Source organism: Pseudomonas sp., assembly GCF_036387035.1.
Lineage (GTDB): Bacteria > Pseudomonadota > Gammaproteobacteria > Pseudomonadales > Pseudomonadaceae > Aquipseudomonas.
In genome coordinates this window covers 1-25,678 of sequence record NZ_DASVUM010000124.1, presented here as the reverse complement: position 1 = coordinate 25,678, position 25,678 = coordinate 1, and the positions used below count along the sequence as shown (strand labels likewise).

The 25,678-nt window shown below is 61.1% G+C and carries 23 protein-coding genes, 1 tRNA gene and 1 riboswitch; of the genes, 16 read left to right on the top strand and 8 right to left on the bottom strand.

Annotated features, from left to right (window positions below):
- Positions 1-36: 36 nt before the first annotated feature.
- Positions 37-138: riboswitch (guanidine-I (ykkC/yxkD leader) on the top strand.
- 59 nt (positions 139-197) lie between these two features.
- From VF672_RS11625 to VF672_RS11580, 10 genes are all read left to right on the top strand, one after another.
- Positions 198-1,265 (top strand): putative urea ABC transporter substrate-binding protein, encoded by a 1,068-nt coding sequence (locus VF672_RS11625; protein WP_331104747.1) that lies wholly within the window; start codon positions 198-200, stop codon positions 1,263-1,265.
- Positions 1,266-1,283: 18 nt separating this feature from the next.
- Entirely contained in the window at positions 1,284-2,099 is an 816-nt protein-coding gene (locus tag VF672_RS11620) for an ABC transporter permease (RefSeq protein ID WP_331104746.1), read from the top strand.
- Positions 2,096-2,860, top strand: coding sequence for an ABC transporter ATP-binding protein (locus VF672_RS11615; protein ID WP_331104745.1), 765 nt, complete (start codon positions 2,096-2,098; stop codon positions 2,858-2,860). Before VF672_RS11620 ends, VF672_RS11615 begins: the two co-directional genes overlap by 4 nt.
- Before the next feature lie 12 nt (positions 2,861-2,872).
- Positions 2,873-3,598 carry an urea amidolyase associated protein UAAP1 gene (locus VF672_RS11610; RefSeq protein ID WP_331104744.1) on the top strand — a complete coding sequence of 242 codons (726 nt, stop codon included), beginning with the start codon at positions 2,873-2,875 and terminating at the stop codon, positions 3,596-3,598.
- A gap of 9 nt (positions 3,599-3,607) precedes the next feature.
- Positions 3,608-4,231 (top strand): urea amidolyase associated protein UAAP2, encoded by a 624-nt coding sequence (locus tag VF672_RS11605; RefSeq protein WP_331104743.1) that lies wholly within the window; start codon positions 3,608-3,610, stop codon positions 4,229-4,231.
- Between the two features lie 120 nt (positions 4,232-4,351).
- Positions 4,352-8,029 (top strand): urea carboxylase, encoded by a 3,678-nt coding sequence (gene uca, locus VF672_RS11600; RefSeq protein ID WP_331104742.1) that lies wholly within the window; start codon positions 4,352-4,354, stop codon positions 8,027-8,029.
- 255 nt (positions 8,030-8,284) lie between these two features.
- The gene (locus tag VF672_RS11595) at positions 8,285-8,503 is read left to right on the top strand and encodes a cysteine-rich CWC family protein (protein WP_331104741.1); all 219 of its coding nucleotides are present in this window, start codon (positions 8,285-8,287) and stop codon (positions 8,501-8,503) included.
- Complete coding sequence (locus VF672_RS11590; protein WP_331104740.1) at positions 8,493-9,185, top strand: 16S rRNA pseudouridine(516) synthase; 693 nt, start codon at positions 8,493-8,495, stop codon at positions 9,183-9,185. The genes VF672_RS11595 and VF672_RS11590 overlap by 11 nt, the downstream gene beginning before the upstream one ends.
- A gap of 143 nt (positions 9,186-9,328) precedes the next feature.
- Positions 9,329-9,402 (top strand) — tRNA-Gly (locus VF672_RS11585).
- Positions 9,403-9,635: 233 nt separating this feature from the next.
- The gene (locus tag VF672_RS11580) at positions 9,636-10,445 is read left to right on the top strand and encodes an EAL domain-containing protein (RefSeq protein ID WP_331104768.1); all 810 of its coding nucleotides are present in this window, start codon (positions 9,636-9,638) and stop codon (positions 10,443-10,445) included.
- A gap of 59 nt (positions 10,446-10,504) precedes the next feature.
- Here the strand turns inward: VF672_RS11580 and VF672_RS11575 are convergent, their stop codons facing one another.
- From VF672_RS11575 to VF672_RS11565, 3 genes are all read right to left on the bottom strand, one after another.
- Positions 10,505-11,275 carry an alpha/beta hydrolase gene (locus VF672_RS11575; RefSeq protein WP_331104739.1) on the bottom strand — a complete coding sequence of 257 codons (771 nt, stop codon included), beginning with the start codon at positions 11,273-11,275 and terminating at the stop codon, positions 10,505-10,507.
- A gap of 443 nt (positions 11,276-11,718) precedes the next feature.
- A complete protein-coding gene (locus VF672_RS11570; protein ID WP_331104738.1) occupies positions 11,719-12,195 on the bottom strand; it encodes a hemerythrin domain-containing protein in 477 nt (158 codons plus the stop codon).
- Positions 12,196-12,463: 268 nt separating this feature from the next.
- Positions 12,464-12,661 carry an SPOR domain-containing protein gene (locus VF672_RS11565; protein WP_331104737.1) on the bottom strand — a complete coding sequence of 66 codons (198 nt, stop codon included), beginning with the start codon at positions 12,659-12,661 and terminating at the stop codon, positions 12,464-12,466.
- A gap of 213 nt (positions 12,662-12,874) precedes the next feature.
- Here VF672_RS11565 and VF672_RS11560 point away from each other — a divergent pair, with 213 nt between their 5' ends.
- Positions 12,875-13,906 (top strand): DUF4917 family protein, encoded by a 1,032-nt coding sequence (locus VF672_RS11560; protein WP_331104767.1) that lies wholly within the window; start codon positions 12,875-12,877, stop codon positions 13,904-13,906.
- Between the two features lie 47 nt (positions 13,907-13,953).
- Here the strand turns inward: VF672_RS11560 and VF672_RS11555 are convergent, their stop codons facing one another.
- Positions 13,954-14,184 (bottom strand): hypothetical protein, encoded by a 231-nt coding sequence (locus VF672_RS11555; RefSeq protein WP_331104736.1) that lies wholly within the window; start codon positions 14,182-14,184, stop codon positions 13,954-13,956.
- A 297-nt stretch (positions 14,185-14,481) separates the two neighbouring features.
- Here VF672_RS11555 and VF672_RS11550 point away from each other — a divergent pair, with 297 nt between their 5' ends.
- A complete protein-coding gene (locus VF672_RS11550) occupies positions 14,482-15,381 on the top strand; it encodes a DMT family transporter (protein WP_331104735.1) in 900 nt (299 codons plus the stop codon).
- On the opposite strand, the gene VF672_RS11545 is transcribed toward VF672_RS11550, so the two are convergent.
- The 4 genes from VF672_RS11545 to VF672_RS11530 all read right to left on the bottom strand — a co-directional run bounded on the left by VF672_RS11545 (position 15,378) and on the right by VF672_RS11530 (position 18,790).
- On the bottom strand, positions 15,378-16,595 hold the full coding sequence (locus VF672_RS11545) for an SAM-dependent methyltransferase (protein ID WP_331104734.1): 1,218 nt from the start codon (positions 16,593-16,595) through the stop codon (positions 15,378-15,380). The two genes, VF672_RS11550 and VF672_RS11545, sit on opposite strands and share 4 nt — an antisense overlap.
- 156 nt (positions 16,596-16,751) lie before the next feature.
- Complete coding sequence (locus tag VF672_RS11540) at positions 16,752-17,369, bottom strand: TPM domain-containing protein (protein ID WP_331104733.1); 618 nt, start codon at positions 17,367-17,369, stop codon at positions 16,752-16,754.
- 27 nt (positions 17,370-17,396) lie between these two features.
- Entirely contained in the window at positions 17,397-18,167 is a 771-nt protein-coding gene (locus VF672_RS11535) for a TPM domain-containing protein (protein WP_331104732.1), read from the bottom strand.
- Positions 18,167-18,790, bottom strand: coding sequence for a LemA family protein (locus tag VF672_RS11530; protein WP_331104731.1), 624 nt, complete (start codon positions 18,788-18,790; stop codon positions 18,167-18,169). Before VF672_RS11530 ends, VF672_RS11535 begins: the two co-directional genes overlap by 1 nt.
- Before the next feature lie 280 nt (positions 18,791-19,070).
- Between VF672_RS11530 and bglX the strand changes: the two genes are divergently transcribed.
- From bglX to VF672_RS11510, 4 genes are all read left to right on the top strand, one after another.
- Positions 19,071-21,368, top strand: a complete 2,298-nt coding sequence (bglX, locus tag VF672_RS11525; RefSeq protein WP_331104730.1) for a beta-glucosidase BglX — start codon at positions 19,071-19,073, stop codon at positions 21,366-21,368.
- A gap of 43 nt (positions 21,369-21,411) precedes the next feature.
- Positions 21,412-23,175, top strand: a complete 1,764-nt coding sequence (locus tag VF672_RS11520) for a sensor histidine kinase (RefSeq protein ID WP_414705596.1) — start codon at positions 21,412-21,414, stop codon at positions 23,173-23,175.
- Complete coding sequence (locus VF672_RS11515) at positions 23,169-24,515, top strand: sigma-54 dependent transcriptional regulator (RefSeq protein ID WP_331104728.1); 1,347 nt, start codon at positions 23,169-23,171, stop codon at positions 24,513-24,515. Before VF672_RS11520 ends, VF672_RS11515 begins: the two co-directional genes overlap by 7 nt.
- A 693-nt stretch (positions 24,516-25,208) precedes the next feature.
- Positions 25,209-25,678: MFS transporter (locus VF672_RS11510; RefSeq protein ID WP_331104727.1), on the top strand; the 470-nt coding region annotated here is incomplete at its 3' end.

The following is a 25,678-nucleotide window of genomic DNA, read 5'->3' as shown; positions in this document are numbered from 1 at the left end:
GCAGGAGTCATCACAGGGTTCGCGGCACCACAATTTGCAATAGCCGACTAGGGTTCCGGCTCGCGTTCAGCGAGTGGCTGGTCCGAGAGTTGGCGACCTCCAGTAGAGGTTACACGGCGGGATAAAAGCCCGGGAGACAGGACACCAGTGGTGTCGCCGTGCTCCTGACCGTCCCTTTTCGCTACTGGAGATACCCCATGCAAAAGTCCCGTCTGTTCAGCTTGCTCACCGCAGGCGTCTTCGCCGCGTTAAGCCTCTCGGCCACCGCCGCTCCAAAAAAAGACTTCGACGTTTGCTGGACTATTTATGCCGGCTGGATGCCATGGGAATACGCAGGGACTCAAGGCATCGTTGATAAATGGGCCAAGAAGTACGGCATCCATATCAAGGTCACCCAGCTCAACGACTACGTCGAATCCATCAACCAATACACCGCCGGCCAGTTCGACGGTTGCACCATGACCAACATGGACGCGCTCACCATTCCTGCCGCCGGCGGCGTTGAAAGTACCGCGCTGGTGGTCAGCGATTTCTCCAACGGCAACGACGGCATCGTTATCAAAGGCGATGGCAAAAAGGTCGCCGACCTCAAGGGCATGGACGTCAACCTGGTCGAACTGTCGGTGTCCCACTACCTGCTCGCCCGGGCGCTGGATTCGGCGGACCTGACCGAGAAAGACCTGAAAGTCGTCAACACTTCCGACGCCGACATCGCCGCAGCTTTTAACACCAGCGAGGTCAAGGCCGTCACCACCTGGAACCCGATGCTCTCGGAGATCAAGGCCAAGCCGGGCGTCACCGAAGTGTTCGATTCCAGCAAGATCCCTGGCGAGATCATGGACATGATGGTGGTCAACACCCAGACCCTCAAAGACAACCCTGCACTGGGCAAAGCACTGACCGGCGCGTGGTTTGAAGTGGTGGCGCTGATGAACGCCAAATCTGCCGAATCCAAAGCCGCCCTTGAGCACATGGCTCAGGCGTCGGGCACCGATCTGGCGGGGTTCCAGTCGCAACTGGACACCACCAAGCTGTTCGCCACGCCCCAGGAAGCGCTGGCGTTCGCCACCAGCAAGCAGCTGCCCACCACCATGCGCAAGGTCGCTGACTTCTCCTTCGACCACGGCCTGCTCGGCGAAGGCGCCAAAGACGCCAGCGCTGTCGGCATGACCTTCGCCAACAGCCTGACCGAAGGCGACAAGGGCAACCTCAAGCTGCACTTCGACACCACCTACGTGCAGATGGCTGCCGACGGCAAGCTGTAAAAAACAAAGGTCTTTGCCATGCGCTTGATAAACCGCCGCCCGGATCGCGCCAGTCGCCTGATTCTGGTGCTCCTGCCGTTCGCCCTGTTGCTGTTCGCCTATTTCACGGGATCGGCGACGCGGCTGACGGAAAACCCCAACGACAAGCTGCTGCCCAGCGCCGTGCAGATGGCCGATGCGATCAAACGGGTGGCGTTCGTGCCCGATCAACGCACCGGCGAATACATCCTCTGGCAGGACACCGGCGCCAGTCTGCAGCGCCTCGCGATCGGGCTGGCCATCAGTGCTGTGGTCGGGCTATGCCTGGGCATTGCGTCAGGGGTGCTGCCGTTGTTCAGCGCGCCGCTCTCGCCCTTGCTGACTGTCGTGTCGATGGTGCCGCCGCTGGCGATTCTGCCGATCCTGTTCATTGTGTTCGGGCTGGGCGAGTTGTCGAAGGTGATGCTCATCGTCATCGGCATCACGCCAGTGCTGGCACGGGATCTTGAGCAGCGCGCCCGGGAAATTCCGGTCGAACTGCTGATCAAGGCACAGACGCTCGGGGCCTCGACCTGGACCCTGATCCTGCGCGTGGTGCTGCCGCAATTGCTGCCGCGGCTGTTGATCTCGCTGCGTCTGGTGCTGGGTTCGGCGTGGCTGTTTCTGATCGCGGCCGAAGCCATCGCCTCCACTGACGGCCTGGGCTACCGGATCTTCCTGGTGCGACGTTATCTGGCGATGGACATGATTCTGCCGTACGTGGTGTGGATCACCCTCCTCGCCTGGCTGATGGATTGGTGCCTGAAGGCGCTCACCCGCAAAGCCTTCCCGTGGTACGAGGGGGCGCGCCCATGAGCTTCATTTCGGTCAAAAACGTCTGGCAGCAATATGGCGATCAGGTGGTGCTTGAAGGCCTGAACCTGAGCATTGCCGAAGGCGAGTTCTGCACGCTGGTGGGCGCCTCGGGCTGTGGTAAATCGACCTTCCTGCGCCTGCTGCTGGGCCAGGAGGTCGCGAGCAAAGGCACGATTCTGCTGGACGGCCAGCCGCTGGCAAAAGAACCCGATTCGACCCGGGGTGTGGTGTTTCAACGCTATTCGGTGTTCCCGCACCTGTCGGTGCTGGATAACGTCGCGCTGGGTCTTGAATTACCGCGCTCGGCCTGGCTTGGGCGGCTGTTCGGGGCCGCCAGGCGCGACGCCCGCGAACAGGCCGCAGCGTTGTTGCACAAGGTCGGCCTCGATCACGCGCTGGACAAATACCCGACGCAGCTGTCCGGCGGCATGCAGCAGCGTCTGGCCATCGCCCAGGCATTGATCATGAAACCGCGGGTGCTGTTGCTCGACGAGCCCTTTGGCGCGCTCGATCCCGGCATCCGCAAAGACATGCACGCACTGCTGCTGGAACTGTGGCGCGAAACAAAACTGACGGTGTTCATGGTCACCCATGACCTGTCCGAGGGCTTCAACCTCGGCACCCGGCTGCTGGTGTTCGACAAGGTCCGCATCGACCCGCACGCCCCCGGCGCCTATGGCGCGCGCATCACTTATGACATTCCCCTGAACAGCGATCGCCGGGCCGCACGCGCGGCCATCGATTCGCTGAAAACGGCTTGAAGGACATTGCCCATGACTGACTCAACCACGCTGTTTCCCGTGTTCGCCGAAGAGCTGCTGCCCGGCGGCGGCCATCTTTCGTTCGTGCTGAAGCGCGGCGAGCTATTGCGCCTGACCGATCTGAACGGCAACGCCAACGTCAGCCTGACCCTGTTCAACGCCCATGAAAAAACCGAGCGCCTGAACCTGCCCGACAGCCTCAAATGCCAACACACCGCCAAGCTCACCGCCGGCCATTGCCTGTATTCGGACATGGGCCGGGTTCTGGCCGCGATCACGGCCGACACCTGCGGCTGGAGTGACAGCCTCGGCGGCGTGCTGTGCGCCGAAGAGGTCAGCGAAAAGTATGGCCCGGGGCGCTATCAGGAACTGCGCAACGGTTTCTTCCGCAACGGCGCCGAAAACCTCCTGGTAGAGATGGGCAAATGGGGCCTGGGGCTGTCCGATCTGCTGATGACGCTGAACCTGTTCAGCCGCGTCAACGTCGACGACCACGGCGCGCTGGCCTTCGTCCCCGGCAATTCGAAACCGGGCGATAGCATCGAGCTGTATGCGCCGATGGACACCCTGGTCGTCATGACTGCCCTGCAACACCCGATGGACCCCAACCCCGAGTACGCGCCACAGCCCGTGACGTTGAGCTGGATGAAGGCCGATCCCAGCGTCGCCGAGCACTGCCGCACGTCCCGCGAAGAAAACGTGCGCGGCTTCATCAACACCGATCGCCTGTTCGCCTGAGGAGGCCTTATGACCAGCACCATGACCTCTGCCCCTGTGTCCAGCACCCACATCCCGGCGGGCGAGCCCTCGCTGACTGAGCTCAAGGCCGGGCAAACCCTGCGCCTGCTTGATCTCGAAGGCAACCAGGCCGTCGATACGCTCTTCTACAGCCTTGCCAACCCGCGTGAGCGCTACGACGTACAACGCACGTTGCGTCGGCAAAACAATGTCTACCTGAGCAAAGGCAGCGTCCTTTATTCCAACCTGGGCCGGCCCATGCTGACCCTGGTCGAGGACACCTGCGGCCGCCACGACACCCTCGGCGGCGCGTGCGCTCAAGAGAGCAACACCGTGCGTTACGCGCTGGACAAAAAGCACATGCACAGCTGCCGCGACAACTACCTGCGCGCTTGCATTCACGACGGTCGGCTGGGCAAGCGCGACATCAGCCCGAACATCAACTTCTTCATGAATGTGCCGGTTACGGCGGACGGCGGCCTGACCTTCGAAGACGGCATTTCCGGCGCGGGCAAATACGTCGAGCTGCGCGCCGAGATGGACGTGATCGTGCTGATTTCCAATTGCCCGCAGTTGAACAACCCATGCAACGGTTACAACCCGACCCCGGCTGAGCTGCTCGTGCGGGACTGACCGCTGAACACAATTCCAAGGCTTCGGCGCGAGGGACGGCCTTCGCGCAACGTGTAAAACAGCGGGACGGCCCGCTACCCAGTGAGGGGTTGATCGCTATCGGTCCCCGGGGTCTATGCCATGTTCGACAAACTGCTGATCGCCAACCGCGGCGCCATTGCCTGCCGCATCCTGCGCACCCTTCGTAACCTGCAGGTCGGCGGCGTCGCCGTGTACGCCGAAGCGGACGCTGCCAGCCTGCACATCCTGCAGGCCGATGAAGCCCACAGCCTGGGCGAAGGTGGCGCTGCCGCAACCTACCTGGCGGTGGACAAGATCCTCGCCATCGCCACGGCCAGCGGAGCCAAAGCGATTCATCCGGGTTACGGCTTCTTGTCGGAGAACGCCGCCTTCGCCCAGGCCTGCGAGGACGCAGGAATCGCCTTCGTCGGCCCGACACCCGAGCAACTGCGGGTCTTCGGCCTCAAGCACACCGCCCGCGCCCTGGCCCGACAGCACGGCGTGCCGATGCTGGAAGGGACTGAACTGCTCGACAGCGTGGACGCCGCCTTGTCCGCCGCCGACTCCATTCGCTACCCGGTCATGCTCAAAAGCACGGCGGGCGGCGGCGGGATCGGCATGCGCGTGTGCCGCAGCGCCAGCGAATTGAGCGAGTCGTTCGAGGCCGTCAAGCGACTGGGCCAGAACAACTTCAGCGACGCCGGTGTGTTCATCGAAAAGTACATCCAGCGTGCCCGTCATCTTGAAGTGCAGGTGTTTGGTGACGGTTGTGGCGATGTGATAGCCCTCGGCGTGCGCGATTGCTCGGTGCAACGGCGCAACCAGAAAGTCCTCGAAGAAACCCCGGCCCCGAACCTGCCCGCAGGCATGGCCGATGAGCTGTGCGCAGCGGCGATCAAGCTGGCGAAAGCGGTCAACTATCGCAGCGCCGGCACCGTCGAGTTCGTCTTCGACAGCGACGATCAGCGCTTTTACTTTCTGGAAGTGAACACCCGATTGCAGGTCGAGCACGGTGTGACCGAGCAGGTCTGGGGCGTGGATCTGGTGAGCTGGATGATTCAGCTCGCCGCCGGAGACCTGCCGCCATTGAGCGAGCTTCTTACCGGTTTGAAACCGCAAGGCCACGCAATTCAGGCACGCCTGTACGCAGAAGACCCGGGGCGGGATTTTCAACCGAGTCCCGGCTTGCTGACCTCGGTGGACTTCCCGGCCGCGGATGGCAAAAACCTGCGCATCGACACGTGGGTGGAGGCCGGGTGCGAGATCCCGGCGTTCTTCGATCCGATGATCGCCAAAGTCATCCGCTGGGCGCCTGACCGGGCGTCAGCGAGCGAGGGGCTGTCTCAGGCGTTGGGTGAAATCAGGCTTTACGGGATCGAGACCAACCGCGATTACTTGCGCCAGATCATCGCGGACGCGCCTTTCGCCAGCGGCCAGCCATGGACCCGCTGCCTTGAAGGCCTCGTCTATCAGGCCAACACCTTCGACGTGTTGAGCGGCGGCACCCAGACCAGCGTGCAGGACTACCCGGGGCGCCTGGGTTATTGGGCCGTGGGCGTGCCGCCGTCCGGACCGATGGACAGCCGTTCGTTGCGTCTGGGCAATGGTTTGCTGGGCAATCCCGAAGGGTGCGCCGCGCTGGAAATCACCATGAGCGGCCCGACCCTGCGCTTCAACACCGATGCGGTCATTGCCGTCACCGGGGCAGACATTCCGTTGACGCTGAACGGCGAAGCGCAGCCGATGAATCAGTCACTGCTGGTTGCTGCCGGATCCACCCTCGTCCTGGGCACTCTCGCCGGGGCGGGCGCCCGCAGTTACCTGTGCGTGCGTGGCGGGCTGGATGTGCCGGACTATCTGGGCAGCAAAAGCACCTTTACGTTGGGACAGTTTGGCGGGCACGGTGGTCGGGCCTTGCGCGCGGGCGACGTGCTGCACGTCGCAGCCTTGACCGACCGCAGCGCAGGCCATCAATTAGCGCCTGCTCAGCGCATCGATTTGCCTGCAGTCCGGAACATCCGAGTGATCTATGGCCCCCACGCGGCGCCGGAATATTTCACCCAGGCCTACATCGAAACCTTCTTCGCCACTGCGTGGGAAGTGCACTTCAACTCCAGCCGCACCGGCGTTCGCCTGATCGGGCGGAAACCTGAATGGGTGCGCGCCGACGGCGGTGAAGCGGGTCTGCATCCGTCGAATATTCACGACAATCCGTACGCCATTGGCGCGGTGGATTTCACCGGGGACATGCCGGTGATCCTCGGTCCGGACGGGCCGAGCCTGGGCGGGTTCGTCTGCCCGGTGACGATCATCGAGGCCGATCTGTGGCAGTTGGGGCAGCTGAAGGCCGGAGACAAGGTGCGCTTCTATCCGGTCAGCGTCGACGCAGCCCGTCAGGCGTTTCGTGGGGGTGAGTTCGGTCAGGAAATGTCCGGTACATCCGATGAATATGTAGCGACTAGACCAGAGTCTTCGCGAGCAAGCTCACTCCTACAGGCGCCAGCGTTGGCGTCGCCTGTTGTGCTACCACTGGGCGGCGCATTGATCTCGCCCGTTGTGCTCGACATCGGCAAAGACGACACCCGCCTGGTCGCCCGGCTGTCCGGCGACACGCACCTGTTGCTGGAAATCGGCGCACCGGAACTGGACCTGGTGCTGCGCTTCCGCGGCCATGCGCTGATGCAGGCGCTGGAAGGCAAGCAGCTCAAAGGCGTGATCGACCTGACGCCGGGCATTCGCTCGCTGCAGGTGCACTACCAGCCCGAGCAGTTGCCGTTGACAGCACTGCTCGATGTGGTCGCTGGCGAGTGGGACGGCGTCTGCGCCAGCAAGAATCTGGAGGTGCCGTCGCGCATCGTCCATCTACCGTTGTCCTGGGATGATCCGGCCTGTCAGCTGGCCATCGAAAAGTACATGACCACCGTGCGCAAGGACGCGCCGTGGTGCCCGAGTAATCTGGAATTCATCCGCCGCATCAACGACCTGCCGAACCTCGACGAAGTGCATCGCACGGTGTTCGAGGCGAGTTATCTGGTGATGGGGTTGGGCGATGTTTACCTCGGCGCGCCGGTGGCCACACCTCTGGACCCGCGCCACCGGCTGGTCACCACCAAATACAATCCGGCGCGGACCTGGACCGCGGAAAACTCCGTCGGCATCGGCGGCGCGTACATGTGCGTTTACGGTATGGAAGGCCCTGGCGGTTATCAGTTCGTGGGCCGCACCCTGCAAATGTGGAACCGCTATCGCGCCGTGGCCGCATTCGATGGCAAACCCTGGCTGCTGAGGTTTTTCGATCAGATCCGCTTCTATCCGGTCAGCGCCGACGAGCTGCTGACCATCCGCCGCGACTTCCCCCTCGGTCGATACCCGCTGCGGATCGAACACAGCACGCTCAATCTGACGGACTATCAGGCCTTTCTCACCGACGAAGCGCCGAGCATCGCGGCATTTCGGGCTCAACAGCAAACTGCCTTCAACGCCGAGCGTGAGCGCTGGATCGCCAACGGACAAGCGTCATTCGAGAGCGACGAAGCGGTGGCGGAATCCACAGAGGAAGCCCCTCTGCAGGACGGCCAGACCAGCATCGACAGCCACATTGCCGGCAACCTCTGGCAAGTGCAGGTCAGCGTCGGTCAGCGCGTGGAGGCGGGAGAAACACTGGTGATTCTGGAGTCGATGAAGATGGAAATCCCGCTAGTGGCAACCCATGCCGGCATTGTCAGCGACGTCCGCGTGCAACCCGGCTCCGCGGTCCGCGCAGGGCAACGCGTGGTCGTGCTGGACACCCAACGTTGACAGGCGGTTGTGGCAGTAAGGGGCTTTTGCGACAGGCATGAAACTCGGTGGCGGGTGCTCTGCATGGATACCGCCACTGCACCCTTTCTTCGCGCCGTTGTGGGCCTCTCTCTGACTGGCTCATGGCGCAAAACCGGGCCGCGCGCTAGCATTGGCGACGTTGTGAACCCGCGCAAACCTGATCGGCGTGCAGCGGGCGCTGTCCAGCGCCAGGCGTTGTATCGACCACCAGGGACACTCAAGGCCACGTCCGACATGAACACTCCCCTCATCAACACGAGCCTCTGCCCCGTTTGCGGCGCCCGCAACCGCTGCACGCTCGCGGATCCGCGCACGGTGGATCAAGCCTGCTGGTGTTTTACCGCCGCGATCAACCCTGAGGTCTTGGCAGCACTGCCTGAAGAGGTACGTGGAAAGGCATGCCTCTGCCCGCGATGCGCAGGCCTTGAAACGGCGAGTCACGATGCGCCTTGACCGCTTCCTCGGCAACCTGCCTCGTTTCAGCCGCAAAGACGTTCGACTGGCGCTGATCGCAGGACGCGTGCAGGTCGATGGTGTGCTCGTGAAAGACCCGCTGCATGAGGTTCGAGTATTCAGTCAGGTGCGGGTCGATGACGAGATTCTGCAGCACGGCAAGCCCGCCCGGTATTTCATGCTGCACAAGCCCCAGGGCTGCGTGAGCGCAACCGTCGACCCACGGCACCCCACCGTGCTCGATTTGTTCGATGACGCCGAGAAGGACGATCTGCACATCGCTGGCCGCCTGGATTTCAATACCTCCGGGCTGATGCTCATCACCAACGACGGCCAATGGTCGCGCCGCCTGACGCAGCCGGTCACTCAACTGGCGAAAGTCTATTACGTCGAAACCGAAGACGAAATCGGTGCGCATTACCGGGCTAAATTTGCCGACGGATTTTATTTCGCCTTTGAAAACCTGACGACGCAACCTGCTGACCTGACGATTCTGGACCGGCATCGCGCCCGGTTAAGCATCGTTGAAGGGCGCTACCATCAGGTCAAACGCATGTTTGGCCACTTCGATAACAAGGTGACCCGGCTGCATCGCGAGCGCATGGGCCCCCTTGTGCTCGACCCCGCCCTGGAACCGGGCCAGTACCGGCCACTGCGTGCCGATGAAATTGCGCTTATCTGATTGCTGGAGTGGCTTTGGAAAGTGAGTCGGGGAGGCGAATCGGGAGGCAGTCGCACGGCATTTGGTCGGTGCGGCATATATCGCTTCAATTAACCCGTCGCATCTGGTACAAAGTCAGCCGTTCCAAAGGCGTCACGTTAAAAGCGGGTATAGTTTAGTGGCAAAACGAAAGCTTCCCAAGCTTTAGTTGAGGGTTCGATTCCCTCTACCCGCTCCATCTCCCCCAGTGTTTTCAGGCCTTACGGCCGCCCTCTCCGTTCAGATAACCGCGCAATTCCTCCCTGAGCTGTCAGCCTCAAAACCATCAGCACTCATTGCCTGACATCGATGTCGTCGCACTCACGCCCTGCTGAAATTCGTAGCACAGATTTCGCGCCACCTGCCGATACAGAGAAACCAGTCGCTCCAAATCCACACATCGACCGACGAAATTTCAAGGCACTGACGATCATGCAACCTATCCCCTTGGCACACTTCGAATCCATTGGCTGCGCTGAATGCCGAAATCGTGAAACGTTGGGATTCGACTTCACCATGGCTTTCCAGCCTATTTTCAACGTGACCACGGGTGCGCCCTTCGCCTATGAGGCGCTGGTGCGGGGCATCAACGGTGAGTCTGCTGCTTCCATCCTGGGCCAGGTGAACGACGGCAACCGGTACCGTTTCGATCAAGCGTGCCGGGTCAGGGCCATAGAGCTCGCTGCCCAGCTTGGCCTTCCCGCGATTGCGGACTGCAAGCTGAGTATCAACTTCCTGCCCAAAGCGGTGTATCGCCCCGAGACGTGCATTCGGGCCACGCTTGAGGCGTCCCGAACTTTCGATTTCCCCGTGGATCGCCTCATGTTCGAGGTCACCGAGGGCGAGCGCGTGGAAGACCCGAACCATCTCAAGTCGATTTTTGAGGAGTACGCGCGGCAAGGCTTTACCACGGCCATCGACGATTTCGGATCAGGGTATTCCGGTCTCAACATGCTGGCGATGTTTCAACCACACGTGCTGAAAATTGACATGGCACTCACCCGAGACATTGATCAGGACGCCGTGCGTCGGGCAATAGTCGAGGGGATCGTGCTGATGTCCAAGCGTATCGGCATCACCGTCGTCGCCGAGGGCATCGAGACCTGCGAAGAACGCGACGCTTTGCTGGACCTGGGCGTCGAGCTCATGCAGGGCTACCTGTTTGCCAGACCGATGATTGGGCAGCTGCAGTCGATGCCGCTGGATCTGATACGTGGCTCGGCACGTGTCGAGGTGGCCTGAGTCGCCACGGCCAATGTAAAAGTTACACAGATCGCAGGTGCGCTGAAAAAATTGAGACTTCAGTTCACCGCGTGCATCGCTGCCTGTTCGATCAACGCTGCCACTTCCTGCGGACGCGATTCATACACCGAGTGGCTGGCGCCTTTGATCTCAACGGTGTGGCTGTTGGCCCGTTTCGCGTACAGGCGCTCGAGGTCCGGGTTGATAATCCGGTCCGCCCCGGCGACGGCGTACCAGCTAGGCTTGGTTTTCCAGGCTGGCACACCCGCGGGAGTGGTGAACACCGATGCAGCAGTCGGTTCCTGAGAAACGGCCTCGAATTCGGCCTGAGCCTTGGGCAGGTCGGCCGCGAAGTCCGCCGGGTAGAACGCCGGGGCGAGTGACAGGAAACCATCAGCAGTCTTTTCTACCGCTTTGGTGGCGTTGGGGTACAGCTTGCCGTTCTGCGCTTCCGTCTCACCCTGGTCGAGCGCATGGGCGGCGATGTACACCAGTCCCACGACATGGGCGTCATTGCCGACATCGGTAATGATCGCGCCGCCATAGCTGTGACCGACCAAAATGGTCGGGCCATCCTGCCGATCAACGATGCGCTTCACCGCCGTCACGTCATCGGCGAATGAAGTCAGCGGGTGTTCAGCGATCGAGACGTTGTACCCGTCCTTGTGCAGGATCTCGTAGACCGGCTTCCAACCGGAGCCATTTACGAAGGCGCCATGCACCAGCACAATGTTTTTCACCGGCGCAGCCTGAGCCGCACTGGCAACGCTGAGCGCCAGGGCGCCCGCTGTAAAAACACTTAACAGCAATGACGCTTTGATTCGGTTCATGGGGTGCTTCCTCAGTATGCAGTCATGGTCGGACTGGACCGGGACAGCGAGAGTCTGGCCCCGTCTTCGGTATGAACCATTGAAGGCGCGGCACGTATCTGCAATGTGTCGCTGAGGTGGGGCTTTATATCAGCACGTATCGCCAAGGGGACTGGATACACAGGCATACAAAGCTCGAGGTGTGTTTTGAGCAGATCGAGGCTTCTACTCGATAGAGACCGGCATGTCAGCCATCAGTGTTGCGGTGTGAGACCTGACGCCTTCCCGGCTAAAGCCGGTCCCACAATGGCGTCACCCGCCAGCTGACTGATGCCTGCGCGCCAGAGGCGGGACCGGCTTTAGTCGGAAGAGACCCGTGAATGCACCGCGCCAATCAGAAGCGCCTAAAAGCGGACAGCCACAAAAAAGCCCGGAGAATCCGGGCTTGTTCATTCCATCTACGTTTACGCTGCAATGCTCGGCGACGACATGGACTTTTTGTACTCGGCCTTCATCGCTTCCATCTGCGCGCCCAGCTCCTCTAGTTTTTCCTTGCCCAGCAGCTTTTCAGCCTGCGGGAACATCTCTTCCTCTTCTTCGTCGATGTGATGTTCCAACAGCTCTTTGACCACTTTCACACGACCGGAAAACTCCGGGGTTGCAGGGTCGGTTTGCTTGAGGTCCGGCAGCACGAGCGCATCAACGGTGCGGTGCTCTTCCTTGGCCTCGTAATACATGATGTCCTGCTCTTTGCCACCCGCCTCTTTGAAAGCCGGGTAGAGAATCTCTTCTTCGATCTTGGTGTGAATGGTGATTTCCATTTCCAGCTTGGCTAGCAAATCGGTGCGCTTCTTGACGCCGCGCTCGGTCGATTCGCTCAACTGGGACAAGATGGCTTTAACGCGTTCATGGTCGGCTTTCAACAGGTCAATGGCGTTCATGATTGTTTCCTCTTTATCACGGTAAGCGGATCGATCTAAGTGCCGACCCTGCAGGTTCATGAGTAGAGTTGCATCAAGCGTGCCGAAACGGTGTCCTGCTAAAAGTCCAGTCTATTCAAGCAGTTATAGAAATTCGAGAAATACGAAATCGTGCAGGCTGCATGAAACTTCGCAAACGGATAGTGCAGTTCACACACTGCTATCCGCCTGATGGAGCTCCAGCGAACTGAAGCTCCGCGGACACTAAGGATTCAATTGGATAAGCGCCTTAATGCACTTTGTGTGGTGCCTGCAGCGCCGTTCGCTCTTGATAAGCGGGAAGCGAAGCGGCGAACGCCATGGCTTCTTCTCGGGTGGAGAATGACCCTAATCGGTCGTGATGAGTGCAGACCCGCCAAGGCCCGTTATTGACGTTGATCACATCGTAGCCGTTGAAATGCGTCTTGCTGAGCATCGCGTTATGCATGATGACCTCCCCCTCATTCAAGAGAGTGTTGTGGGTTGTCCGATAAAACCTTACACCCGCCATCCACTCTATAGACGTTGCGGAGACCAGCGGTGTCCTGCACAAAATGACAGAAGCCCGGATGCTGCGTTGACAACACCGACCCGGGTTTCTATAAGTCCCCTCCGTTCTGGCGTCCGGTCAGTACCTGCTACCTGAAAGCGAAGCGAGATGATGGAATTCACGGATTTTGATGCCGAACTGGCCGACTGGAAAACCCTTCAAGCCGCCAATCCCTGCTCGGGATTATTGCTGGGCAACGGCGCCAGCCTTGCCGTATGGAAGAACTTTGCCTACGACTCGTTGTTCGAGCTGGCCCAGACCACGCGCAACAAGCCTCTAAGCGCCACTGAGCTTGCGCTGTTCAAATCCATGGAAACGGAGAATTTCGAACCGGTGCTCAGCGGCTTGAAAGTCGCCATGCGGGTCAACGCGGCGCTGACCATTGGGTCCTCATCGCCACGCAATCGCTATTTTGCGATCAAGGAAGCGCTGATTCACGGCATCCGCTCGGCCCATATTCCGTGGCGCTTGATGGAAGCGGCCGCGGTCGCCCGGATCAGCGAAGCCCTGAGCCAATATCAGACGGTGTATTCCACCAACTACGACCTGCTGACGTACTGGGCGGTGATGCATGGCGCGCAGCCATTCGATGACCTGTTCGACGACGATGCGATCTTCAACCTGCACCGCACCGACAGCCACGCAACGCGCATTCTGTACCTGCACGGCGGCATGCATCTGGTGAAAAATTTCGATGGCACGGCGCGCAAGTTGATGTCCTCGGAGAGCACCTTGCTGGGCAGCTTCGCGATCAATGCGCTGGAGGATGTGCCGCTGTTCGTGTGCGAGGGTCGCAGCGAAGACAAGATGAAGATCATCCGCGGCTCGGACTACCTGTCGTTTTGCCACGCCCAACTGGCTCAACACCAGGGCGCGCTATGCGTCTTCGGTCACTCCCTGGGCAAGCAGGATCGACACATTTTCAACGCCATTGTGCAAGCCCGTCCAAAGCGCATCGCCATTTCGGTGCTGCCGCGCAGCGACGCCTTCATCCAGCACCAGAAACGGCGCTACAGCGAGTTGTTTGAAGGCCAGAATATCGAGCTGACGTTCTTCAACGCCACGACCCACCCGCTGGGCGATCCCAGCCTCGCAGTGCCGGTGGCGCGGTTGAAGGAAGCGCTGGAGTTGAAGAAGAGTTGAGGGGTCATCAACCTGCCGGCGCTTCCAATCTTCCCAGCCGCGGCGCGTTACTCGTTACCTTCCGACAACGATCCCACCACCACCGCCCTACCCTGGGCGTTTTTACTGACGCTGGTCGCGACCGATTCAGTCGACAGCCGCATGCTGCTGAGCACGGCGAGTCGGTCGCTGCTCGTGGTATGCACGACGCTCCCTGACCATTGGGCCGCCACCGTCGCCATCCATGCAAAAAGGAATACCACCACACCCTGCAACGCCCATTTTTCGATAACCGACACGATGGCTCTCCTTGACTGAATTCGACGGCATCAATTTGACCTTCAAACTGTTGCAGCTTCGTTGCATTCAACTTCTGCACCAACATGGGAGACGATTCGGTTCGACGCCGGAAAATGCTCGAAAACGGCAGTTCCCCCTTGATCGACTCAGTCAGGATGAAGCCCGGTTTCATGACCACAGCGTTGCCGGACGAAGTGTACGGACGATTCCGAGCGCATCTGTAAAGGGGCGTGCCGCCAATTCTGTGGCTGAATGAGCAGGCGTTTCGTACCCACAAGAACAAGGCACGGCCCAATATGTCCTCTCGTGAAAACACCGGAATGGTCCTCGGACTGATCGGCGTGGTGATCTTCAGCCTGACACTGCCCATGACCCGCATCGTGGTGCAGGAAATACATCCCCTGCTCAACGGACTGGGCCGCGCCTTGTTCGCCGCGGTGCCAGCGGCGGCGTTGTTGCTGTGGCGCAGAGAGAAATGGCCAACGCGCGCGCAGTTCAAAGCATTGATGGTGGTCGCGCTGGGGGTGATCGTCGGGTTCCCGGTGCTTTCGGCCTGGGCCATGAAAACCCTGCCTGCCTCCCACGGTGCGCTGGTCAACGGCCTGCAACCCTTGTTGGTCGCCATTTACGCGGCATGGCTTTCCCATGAACGGCCTTCGAAAGCCTTCTGGGCCTGTGCCGCGATGGGCAGTGTTCTGGTGCTGGGCTACGCGCTGATCAGCGGTGCCGGCAACCTTCAGGCCGGTGATCTGTTGATGGTCGGTGCAGTGGCGATTGGGGGTCTGGGTTACGCCGAAGGCGGGCGGCTGGCCAAGGAGATGGGCGGCTGGCAAGTGATCTGCTGGGCGCTGGTGATTTCGATTCCGGTGTTGATCGTGCCCGTCAGCTATCTGGCGTGGCAGCACCAAGGCCCGATATCACCCGGCACCTGGTGGGCGTTCGGGTACGTGTCGCTGTTCTCGCAATTCATCGGCTTCTTTGCCTGGTATGCCGGCCTGGCCATGGGCGGCATCGCCCGGGTCAGTCAGATCCAGCTGGTTCAGCTGTTCTTCACCATGGCCTTCTCGGCGCTGTTTTTCGGTGAGCACATTGACCCGACCACCTGGATCTTTGCCGCAGGTGTTGTAGTCGTGCTGGCCATCGGGCGCAAAACAGCAGTGATTGCGCCCAAGCCCCTCGCCGCCGCTCGGATTTAGCCGAGCAGACCATCGGCCTGGAGCAAGCGTTCCAGGCACTGCTCTTGAATGCCGTAGAACACTTTGAGCTCCTGAATCCTGGCCAGCAGCTCGGCGGGATCCGCCGGGGTGGCGCGCCTGACCGCCAGGATCATCTTGTTCTTGTTGGTGTGCTCAAGCGAGATGAACTCGAAGACCTTGGTCTCGTAGCCGCACGCTTCCAGCAGCAACGCGCGCAAGGCATCGGTGACCATTTCGGCTTGCTGCCCCATGTGCAAACCGTATTGCAGCATCGGCTTGAGCAGCGTCGGGCTCTGGATCTGTAAGCGGATCTGTTTGTGGCAGCACGGCGAGCACATGATGATCGAGGCGCCCGACCGAATGCCGGTGTGAATGGCGTAGTCGGTCGCAATGTCGCATGCGTGCAAGGCGATCATGACATCCAGTTTGCTGGGCGCCACCGAGCGCACGTCGCCGCACTTGAACACCAGACCCGGGTGCTCGAGCCGCGCGGCCGCGTTGTTGCACAACGTGACCATGTCTTCGCGCAGCTCGACGCCGGTCACGTTGCCTTCGGCCTGCAAGGTGTTGCGCAGGTAATCGTGAATGGCGAAGGTCAGGTAGCCTTTCCCGGAGCCGAAATCGGCAACCGTTATCGGTGCGTCCAGCTTGATCGGCGACGTCGAGAGCGCGTGAGAAAACACCTCGATGAACTTGTTGATCTGCTTCCACTTGCGCGACATCGCCGGGATCAGCTCGTGTTGCGTGTTGGTCACGCCCAGGTCGGTCAGGAACGGCCGGTTCAATTCCAGATAACGCTTCTTCTCGCGGTCATGCTCGGCGGTCGGTGCTTCGCGCGTTTGCTGAGCCTTGTTGCGGAACAGGGTGGTCTTGCCCTTTTTGCTGAATTCCAGCTGCACTTCGTCAGTAAGCGAAAGCAGATGAGCATTCTTGAAGGACTCGGGCAACAGGCTGTCAATCAGCGCCTGCGCCTCGGCAAGGGGATGGTTCTTGGTGATGTCACGGGTCTTGTAGCGATACACGAAAGACAGGCAGGGCTGATCCTTGACCGTGACGGGCTTGATGATGACCCGCTGCAACTCCGCTTCGCTTCCGACGTACTTGGCCAGAACCAGTTTGATAAGCGAATTTTGCGTCAGGCAGGTGTCCAGCAGACTCAGAAACTGAGCGCGGTGATCCTGCGCAGGAACGGTGGCGGGTGCGGTGACGGACATCAGAAAGCGCCTCGGGAGCGGAAATGCGAGGCGCTATTTTAGGCGGGTCGTGAGGCGGCGGTGCAATTAATTGCGACGTACCGCATTAGCCAGGACGCAGAGCGTCTGTAGCGGCATGCCCACGCGTAGCGTGGGAACGATCAGCCCTGCGGCCGATCACCCCAACACAATCAGCCGATTCGGCAATTCATTGCGCGCGTCGGTCACTGGCACTTGCTCGCTCAGCACGTCGCCACATGAACGTATGCAGCCCACAAAGCCTTCCAGAATCCGGCCGTCCTTTACCTGCCGGGTGAAAGTCTCGACCATCGCGCCCCAGACTTCGTTGTCTACCCGACGGGCGATGCCGTCGTCGACGATGATTTCGACATAACGCTCGGCCTCACTGACGAATATCAGGACGCCGGTACCGTTGGCGGTGGCGTGCAGGTTCTGTTCGAGAAACTGCCGACGGGCCAGATTGCCCGCCCGCCAATGCCGCACGCGTGCTGGCACAAGCCGCGTGGTGATGCCCGGCAACCGGCACACCAGCGCCACCACAAGGAACGTGACCACCTGCGCCAGCAGCAGATGGTTGGCGTTGAGCCAGCCGGTCAGCAGATTGATCAGCCCCGGCCCAAGCAACGCGATGACCCCGGCCCAGATCAGCGGCACGTAGGTGTAATCGTCAGCACGGGTCGCAAGTACCGTCACCAGTTCGGCGTCGGTCTGGCGCTCGACGGTCTCGATGGCGTGGGCAACCTGCTGCTGTTCATCTTTATTGAGCAATGTCATGCACGTAAACCCTTCCTGAGCGATCGACTACCAACCACCGGAGGCACCGCCCCCGCCAAAACCACCACCGCCACCGCGCATACCGCCTGAGCCGGAGCCGCTTGAGCCCCCGGAACCGAAGCCGCCCAAACCCCCGAGGCCACCGCCGCCGGAGCTGATGAAGCCACCGCGCCCGGAACGTATGCTGATGAAACTGATGACCACGAACAGCACGAAGAACAACAGACTCATTCTCCAGTCCGCGCCCTCGTCTTCGGTCGCGCCTGCGCTGCCCGTCGCACCGACCGCTGGCTCGGCAAGGGGATCACCGCCCAGCACTTGAACCATCGCCTCGGCGCCTTTAGTGATGCCGCCGGCAAAGTCGCCCTGGCGAAACGCCGGCGTGATGATCTGGCTGATGATTACTGACGACTGCGCATCGGTGAGGCGATCCTCCAGGCCGTAGCCCACTTCGATGCGCACCTTGCGTTCGTCGCGGGCAACCACCAACAGGGCGCCGTTGTCTTTGCCCTTCTGTCCGATACCCCAGTGACGACCGAGCTGATAGCCGTAGTCCTCGATGCTGGAGCCCTGCAAGTCGGGCAGCGTGACCACCACCACTTGCTCGGTGGTCAGCTCCTCGTGCGCGCGGAGCATCTGTTCGAGATGCTCTTTGCCGGGGCCGTCAATCAGCCCCGCCGTGTCCACGACCCGCCCGGTCAGCGGCGGAAACGCGAGGTCGGCCTGCGCCCACTGGGCAAACACGCCCACCGACATCGTCAATAAAGCGACCAGCACGCCCCGCCGCGCGCGCCTCATCAGAATTTCACTTGTGGCGCTTTATCAGCGTCAGCGGCAGTGGCTTCAAAATTCGGCCGTACCGGCAAATCGCTGTACATTACCGAATGCCACAGACGGCCCGGGAAGGTGCGGATCTCGGTGTTGTAACGCTCAACCGCCGTGATAAAGTCGCGGCGCGCCACCGCAATGCGGTTTTCCGTGCCTTCAAGCTGGGATTGCAGCGCGAGGAAGTTCTGGTTGGATTTCAGGTCCGGGTAGCGCTCGGAGACCACCATCAAACGGCTCAATGCCCCGGTCAGCTGGCCTTGGGCCTCCTGAAATTGCTTGAGTTTGGCCGGGTCGTTCAGCGTGCTGGCGTCCACCTGAATCGACGTTGCCTTGGCCCGGGCTTCGATAACGGCGGTCAAAGTGTCCTGCTCTTGCCTGGCGTAGCCCTTCACCGTTTCAACGAGGTTGGGGATCAGGTCGGCGCGGCGTTGGTACTGGTTCTGCACCTGGGCCCAGGCGGCTTTGACCTGTTCGTCGTAGGTCGGAATGTTGTTGATTCCGCAGCCTGACAATAACGTCGTGAGCAGCATCATCAGCGCCAGTGACAATTTGTAACGACTGCCCTGGCTTTGGTCATAACGCTCTGTCTGCATGGCGTGCGTGCTCCCTGTACTCATTAATAGTTAGTCCTGTCAGTCATGACTTTAGCCAAACCGGACGATCCCCGGCATAATCCCGGCCCATCGCGTCATCAGGGCTCTGGATTGCCGAGCCACAATCAGATAAAACTCGTTGCGCTACTGATACTCATACGAGACAGGAGTTCAGCGACGTTCCGTCCTGACGACAATAAAAACCAAAGGTTTGACACCTATAACAATGGCTGACCGGTATTACCCGCGAGTTGCCGGCAACGCCTTGAGAAAACCATTCATGAATAAGCTGTGTTTACTGAGTCTTGTCATCGGCCTGGTCAGTCAGTCCGCCTGGGCCGAAAACGCCACCAGTGGCGTCGGCACCGCCTCTACGCTGCAAGCCAAGAATGCGTTTATCGCCAACCTGATGAAGCAAATGACCCTCGATGAGAAGATCGGTCAACTGCGCCTGATCAGCATTGGCCCGGAGATGCCCAAGCCGGAAATCCTCAAGGAAATCACCGCAGGCCGCATCGGCGGTACGTTCAACTCCGTCGTGCTGCCGGACAACCGCGCCATGCAGGACGCCGCCGGGCACAGCCGCAACAAGATCCCGATGTTCTTCGCCTACGACGTGGTCCACGGCCAGCGCACGGTATTCCCGATCAGCCTGGGTCTGGCCTCGACCTGGGACATGAACGCCATCACCCGCACCGGTCGCGTGTCGGCGATCGAAGCAGCCGCCGACGGCGTGGACATGACCTTCGCGCCGATGGTCGACATCACCCGCGACGCGCGCTGGGGCCGCAGCTCCGAAGGCTTCGGCGAGGACACGTATCTGGTCTCGCGCATTTCCGCGACCATGACCCGCGCGTTTCAAGGCACCAGCATGCAGGCGCCCAACAGCATCATGGCGGTGGTCAAACACTTCGCCCTGTATGGCGCGGTCGAGGGTGGCCGGGATTACAACACCGTCGACATGAGCCCGGTGCGCATGCAACAGGACTACCTGCCGCCGTATCGCGCATCGATCGATGCCGGCGCGGGCGGCGTGATGATCGCGCTGAACGCCATCAACGGCGTGCCTTCCACCGCCAACGCCTGGCTGCTCCAGGACGTGCTGCGCAGGGATTGGGGCTTCAAAGGCGTGACGGTCAGCGACCACGGCGCAATCAAGGAATTGATCGACCATGGCGTGGCCAAGGACTTCCGCGAAGCCGCCAAACTGGCCATCAAGGCCGGCGTCGACCTGAGCATGAACGACAAGGCGTACGGCGAAGAACTCCCGGACCTGGTCAAGAGCGGCGAAGTGTCGGTCAAAGAAGTCGACAACGCCGTACGCGAGGTGCTTGGCGCCAAGTGGGAAATGGGCCTGTTCGCCAATCCGTACCTGCGCATTGGCGCGGCGGTCGATGACCCCGCCGACCGTAACGCCGAAAACCGTTTGCACCGTGCCGAAGCCCGCGACGTGGCGCGCAAGAGCATCGTGCTGCTGAAGAACCAGAACGACACCCTGCCATTGAAGAAGCAAGGCACCATCGCGGTGATCGGCCCGCTGGCCAAGAGCTCGATGGACATGATGGGCAGCTGGTCGGCGGCCGGTCTGGCGCGTCAGACGGTCAACGCCTATGACGGTATCGCGGCGGCGGTGGGCGACAAGGCCAAGCTGGTGTATGCATTGGGTTCCAATGTCACTGACAACCAGCACGCCATCACCTACCTGAACAAGATGGACGACCAGATCGCCATCGACCCGCGCCCCGAGCAGGAGATGATCGACGAAGCGGTCAAGGCCGCGCAGCAGGCGGACGTGGTGGTCGCGGTGGTGGGTGAGTCGCGCAACATGTCCCACGAAGCAGCAAGCCGGGTTGACCTGGTCATCCCGGGCCGTCAGCGCGAGCTGATCCGCGCGCTCAAGGCCACGGGCAAGCCGCTGGTGCTGGTGCTGATGAACGGCCGGCCGCTGGCGCTGGGCGAAGAAAACGAGCTGGCCGACGCCATGGTGGAGAGCTGGTTCCTCGGTACCGAAGGCGGTAATGCCCTGGCTGATGTGTTGTTCGGCGATTACAACCCGTCCGGCAAACTGCCGATGACCTTCCCGCGCTCCGTCGGCCAGGTGCCGGCCTACTACAACCACCTGAACACCGGCCGTCCGTACCGCCCGAATGATTCGAACTACACCTCGAACTACTTCGAAGAGCCGACCAGCCCGCTGTTCCCGTTTGGTTACGGCCTGAGCTATACCCAGTTCAGCGTTTCGGACATCACCCTGTCGATCAACAAGATGACCCGCAAAGACAAGCTGACCGCCAGCGTCATGGTCAAGAACACGGGCAAGGTTGCGGGTGAAACCGTCGTTCAGCTGTACCTGCGCGACGTGGCCGCGTCGATCAGTCGTCCGGTCAAAGAGCTGAAGAACTTCCAGAAAGTCATGCTGAACCCCGGGGAAGAGAAATCCGTGAGTTTCACCCTGACAGAAGAGGACCTGAAGTTCTTCAATCCTTCGTTGAAGTACGCGGCGGAAGCAGGCGAGTTCAAGTTGATGATTGGCCTGGACTCCGAGCACCTGAAAGAGACGACGTTCAATTTGCTGTAAGGCAGGAATCCGGGGCGCATGCGCCAGCCACTGAAAACAGGTCATGCGCATGCCCCGTTCCGTTCGCCTTGTGTTCTACGTTTTGCTGATCCTCGCAGGCGCTGCCATCGCGGCGACGCTGGCGATGCATCAGGCTCAACGGCATGCCCTGGAAGACGACGCCGCGCGATCCGGTGACCGGCTCGCGCTTTACGCGAACACGCTGCAGACCCTGATCGAGCGCTACCGTGCGTTGCCGGCCGTTCTGGCCATTGACCCGCAGCTGCGAACGGCGCTCAGCGGGCCAGTCAGCGCCGACACCACCCAGGCGCTCAATCTCAAACTGGAGCAGATCAACGGCGCTGCGCAGTCCTCCACCCTCGAACTGCTCGACCGCAACGGGCTTGCCGTCGGCGCCAGCAACTGGCGTCTCCCGAGCAGTTATGTGGGGCACAACTACGGCTTCCGTCCTTATTTCACCCAAACCCGCGCCACCGGCGTCGGACGTTTCTATGCGGTCGGCGTGACCAGTGGCATCCCGGGGTATTTCCTGTCGCACGCAGTGCGCGACGAGGCCGGGCAGTTCATCGGTGCGATGGTGGTCAAGCTCGAGTTTCCGGACCTTGAACACAGCTGGGCGCAAAACGACGACCTGCTGTTGGTCAGTGACGCCAAAGGGATCGTCTTCATCGCCAATCAGCCCGGCTGGCGATATCGCGCGTTGCGGCCGCTGACGGAGCAGGACCGAGCCGAACTGGCCAGCACGCGTCAGTACGACAAGCAGCCGCTGACGCCCTTGCATCAGCAGCCGCTCCGTTCGTTTGGCGAGAACAGCCACTTCAGCCGCGTAGATGCGCCCACCGAACAGGCCGATCTCTTGTGGCAGTCGATGCCGCTTCCGAACGAGGGCTGGACCTTGCACCTGCTGCGCAAACCGCAGCCGGCCCTTGAAGATGTGCGCAACGCGGGGCTCGCGGCGGCGGGTATCTGGCTGACGCTGGTGTTTCTCGGGCTGTTTCTGTACCAGCGCTGGCGCCTTGCGCGCGTGCGCCAGCGCAGTCGCGAAGAACTCGAACGCTTGGTCGAGGCGCGTACGCGGGACCTGCAAACGGCGCAGGACGGCCTGGTGCAGTCGACCAAACTGGCGGCCCTGGGGCAGATGTCCGCCGCCCTCGCCCACGAAATCAATCAGCCGCTGACAGCGCAGCGCATGCAACTGGCCACCCTGCGCCTGTTGCTGGAACAGGGCCGGGTCGACGATGCGCACAAAGCGTTGAGCCTGCTTGATCAACAACTGTCCCGTATGGCCGCCCTCACCGGCCACCTGAAAACCTTCGCCCGCAAAAGCCCCAGCGGTCTGCGCGAGCGCGTTGATCTCGCCACGGTGGTCGATCAGGCGCTGCTGTTGCTGGACGCACGCCTTCGCGAAGAGCGCGTCAGTTGCATGCTCGACCTGACCCGCCCGGCCTGGGTGCGCGGTGACCCTATCCGTCTGGAACAGGTGCTGATCAACCTGATGCGCAACGCCTTGGACGCTATGCGTGATAAACCGCTCAAGCGCCTGGAAATTCGTATCGACGGGTACACCGAGCATTGGCGTATCGCGGTCATCGACAGCGGCGGCGGAGTTGCCGAAGAGCACTTGGCCAATGTCTTCGATCCGTTTTTCACCACCAAACCGGTGGGCGATGGCCTGGGCCTGGGGCTCGCGGTTTCATTCGCTATCGTGCATGAGCTCGGCGGCCGGCTCGGGGTGGAAAACCTCGACAATGGCGCACGGTTTTCCTTTTCTCTGACCAAGGCGGCGGAGGCCGGAGCCCTATGCTGAACGCGGTAATGGTGGTGGATGACGAGGCGCCCATTCGGGAAGCGGTAGAGCAATGGCTCACGTTGTCCGGGTTCGAGGTGCGCCTGTTCAGCCGCGCCGAAGAATGCCTGGCGGCGCTGCCCGAGCACTTTGCGGGCGTGATACTCAGCGACGTACGCATGCCCGGCATGGACGGGATGCAGTTGCTGGCCGAGGTGCAACGGCGCGATCGCGATTTGCCGCTGATCCTGCTGACCGGCCACGGTGACGTGCCGATGGCCGTGGACGCCATGCGCGACGGCGCCTATGACTTTCTGGAGAAGCCGTTCAGCCCCGAAACGCTGCTCGGCAGCTTACGGCGAGCCTTGGAAAAACGCGCGTTGGTGCTGGAAAACCGCACCCTGCATGAACAGGCGGATAACCGCTCGCGTCTTGATGCGACGCTGCTGGGCATGTCACCGACGATGCAGACGCTACGGCGGCAGGTACTGGACCTCTCGCAGTTGCCGGTCAATGTGCTGATTCGTGGCGAGACCGGCAGCGGCAAGGAAATGGTCGCACGCTGCCTGCACGACTTTGGTCCGCGCGCAGACAAGCCGTTCGTCGCGGTCAACTGCGCGGCGATCCCCGAGCAGCTGTTTGAAGCCGAGTTGTTCGGGCACGAAAGCGGCGCCTTCACCGGCGCCCAAGCCAAACGAATTGGCAAACTGGAGTACGCCCACGGCGGCACGGTGTTTCTCGACGAGATCGAGAGCATGCCGCTGGCGCAGCAGGTCAAGTTGCTGCGGGTGATCCAGGAGCGGCGGATCGAGCGACTGGGGTCTAACCAGAGCATCGAGATCGATTTGCGCATCATTGCCGCGACCAAGCCGGACCTGCTGGAAGAAGCCAGGGCCGGGCGTTTCCGCGAGGATCTGGCGTATCGGCTGAACATCGCCGAATTGCGCCTGCCACCGCTACGCGAACGGCGCGAAGACATCCCGATGCTGTACAGCCACTTCTCACGGAATGCGGCGAAGCGCCTAGGCCGCAGCGCGCCGGTGTTGAGCGGCGAACAGCTGAGCCATCTCCTGAGCCACGACTGGCCCGGTAACGTGCGCGAGCTGGCAAACTCAGCCGAGCGCCAGGTGCTGGGACTTGAGCCGCCGGTGGCAGAAGCCATCCCGGTGGGGCAGTCGCTGGTGGCGCAGCAGGAAGCGTTCGAGGCGCACTGCATTCGTTCAGCGCTGCAACGGCACCGGGGCGACATCAAAGCCGTGCTGCACGAACTGCAGCTGCCACGTCGAACACTCAATGAAAAGATGCAGCGGCACGCACTGGTGCGCGAAGACTTCCTGGTCGAAGGTCATGGGCAAAGCTGATCTGATCTGAATTCAGTGACACCGCTCTCCCGCCTACGAGCTCTGAGTGGGACCGGCTTCAGCCAGCCCCACTAAAGATACGCGGGGTGTCAGTGGGACCGGCTTCAGCCGGGAATAGGCCCGTTCAAGCATTCCAGATTCCGCGGTGTGCCTTCTGACGCCTTCCCGGCTAAAGCCAGTCCCACCAAGAATCCGCGGAGTGTCAGTAGGACCGGCTTCAGCCGGAAAGAGGCCCTTTCAAACACTCAAGATCTCGCGGTGCGGCCTCCGACGCCCTCCCGGCTAAAGCCAATCCCACCAAGAATCCGCGGCGTGTCAGTGGGACCGGCTTCAGCCGGGAAGAGGCCCGTTCAAACACTCCAGATTCCGCGGTGTGCCCTCCGACGCCTTCCCGGCTAAAGCCAGTCCCACCAAGAATCCGCGAGCTCTTAGTGGGACCGGCTTCAGCCGGGAAGAGGCCCGTTCAAACACTCGAGATTTCGCGGTGTGGCCTCTGGCTTTCCTGAAACTTCTGAACCTGCAATAAGCGATTTTTCGCCCATGGATTTCAGCCAATAAGCGGATTCCCGCTTATTAGTATCGCGCCAATCCCTCTATTCCGGCGCTTTCAGTCCTTGGCACAGCTCCTGCTATCACTGTCGTCAGACCGCCTCGATGCGTTCCTTCTAACAACAATGACCTGCAGGTAAATCCATGGCCATCCCCAATTCTGCCTCCCACGGAACGGCTGCATCGCCAGCCGCCGCCAAGACCACCGGAAGCCGTTTGAAGTCAATTTTCAGCGGTTCGGTCGGTAACATGGTTGAGTGGTACGACTGGTACGTCTACGCCGCCTTCTCCCTCTACTTCGCCAAAGTGTTCTTCCCCAAAGGCGACACCACCGCCCAATTGCTCAACACCGCCGCGATCTTCGCCGTGGGTTTTCTGATGCGTCCCATCGGCGGCTGGCTCATGGGCCTTTATGCCGACCGCAAAGGGCGCAAAGCGGCTCTGATGGCGTCGGTTTTGCTGATGTGCTTCGGTTCGCTGATCATCGCCCTCACGCCCGGCTATGAAACCATCGGCGTTGGCGCTCCCATCATGCTGGTGTTCGCCCGCCTGTTGCAGGGCCTGTCGGTGGGTGGTGAATACGGCACCTCGGCCACCTACCTCAGCGAGATGGC